We start from the raw sequence: 1,552 nt of genomic DNA on the forward strand, positions 1-1,552 counted from the left end.
TCTGTCGGCACGAAATAAGTACCGGATCGAACGTGAAGATAAGGCGGGAAAGGGCTATGTTGATTTTATTTTCTATCCATGGAATGTTTCAGAACCCTGCATCATTCTTGAATTAAAAGTGGATAGTTCCCCTGAAGAGGCAATACAGCAGATCAGGGATAAAGATTATATTCTCCGCTTCCGGGGGAAATTAGGGGAAAACAGAAACTATACAGGAAAAATCCTGGGTGTTGGGATTAGCTATGACAGAGAGACAAAAGAACATCAGTGTAAGATAGAAATTTTATCAAATTGAATAACTGCGCGTCGCATTCTCGTTACTTCAGTGATGAGTTAGACACGTGATTAAAAAAAAGCTACTGTGAAATAATCCATTTGGGTAATTAATCTTATCCTTATATTGCTTTCTGCTATTTCAAGGTGTATCTGACTCCCCTGCCTGCACCTGTTTTTTTCAGGATTTTCTTTTCAATCAGGCTGTTCAGAGTACGTACTGCTTTACTCTTTTCCATTTCTGCTGCTTTCTCAATTTCTGATCTTGACATTTTTTCTTTTCCCTTAAGGATGTTGACCAGTATCTGTTCGGCTTCGTTCAGGTCATAGTTTTCCCTTATAACAGGAAGAATTACTTTGATAGAATTAGAAAAACACTGATACGATGGTTTTATCAGTGCGTTCCTGTAAGCATGATTGATCCTCATGATTCCGGTTCCAAATTTCTCAATATATTTCAGCCGGAAGAACACATTTCCGATAATAGGATTTCTGAGTATGGATATCTGACCATTCAGGTATTCCTCTTCGCTGATTCCGGCAGGAAGCCCTCCCGGAGAACTGATCTCAATCCTGTCCGCATACATACTGACTTTTATAGATGCCGGGATATCCCACATTCGATGGATCAGAGCATTGGCTATTGCTTCCCTGAAGGCTTTTTCCGGGATTTTGTCAATACATTTCCTTTCGGCTCCCTCTATTTTTTCATACTGATAATACTTTCGGAACATCTGAAGTGTTTTTTCCAACTGAGAAAGTATGGAAATATTTTCCAGTGATTCCCTGTCCATGATCTCATCTATGGTATCACCAAAACGTATGATATCTATTCCCGTAAACTGATTATCATCAGCAAGAAGTGCAGCTGCATTATTGAACCCACTCTGATCAGAATACAGTTCAAGAGTTTTTAAAATATCTTTATTGATCTTCTCAATGCCCATCACCCGGATAAATTCTGTTTCCAATTTAGCAAAAGTAAGCTGCTGATTGAATGAAGTGATCTCCTCAAAAGTCTGATTACAGCCCTCCAGAATCAACCGGTTATATTCCAGACGATCCACTTCAACTGTAGAAGAATCATTTCTTTTATAAGCTTTACCTTTATAGAGATAAGGCTTATACCTGCCTTCATAAACAGTGAGCACGATCGTATTTTCCTGTATCTCCAGACGGAACTCCGGCACAGGACTGAGACTGTCGTTGATCTTATTCTCCAGATTCAGGCATCCGTTCACTGGATCTGTTATGCCGATGATGTTCCCCTGATCATTGA

General features: G+C 39.6%; 2 protein-coding genes. One reads left to right on the forward strand and one right to left on the reverse strand.

Annotated elements, in window-relative coordinates:
- Positions 1 to 295: PD-(D/E)XK nuclease domain-containing protein (locus Q0F04_RS11855; protein WP_295753547.1), on the forward strand; the 295-nt coding region annotated here is incomplete at its 5' end.
- A gap of 115 nt (positions 296 to 410) precedes the next feature.
- Here the strand turns inward: Q0F04_RS11855 and Q0F04_RS11860 are convergent.
- The coding region (locus Q0F04_RS11860; protein ID WP_295753549.1) for an ATP-binding protein at positions 411 to 1,552 on the reverse strand (1,142 nt) is incomplete at its 5' end.

It is taken from the genome of uncultured Holdemanella sp. (assembly GCF_934772795.1).
Taxonomy (GTDB): Bacteria; Bacillota_I; Bacilli_A; order Erysipelotrichales; family Erysipelotrichaceae; genus Holdemanella.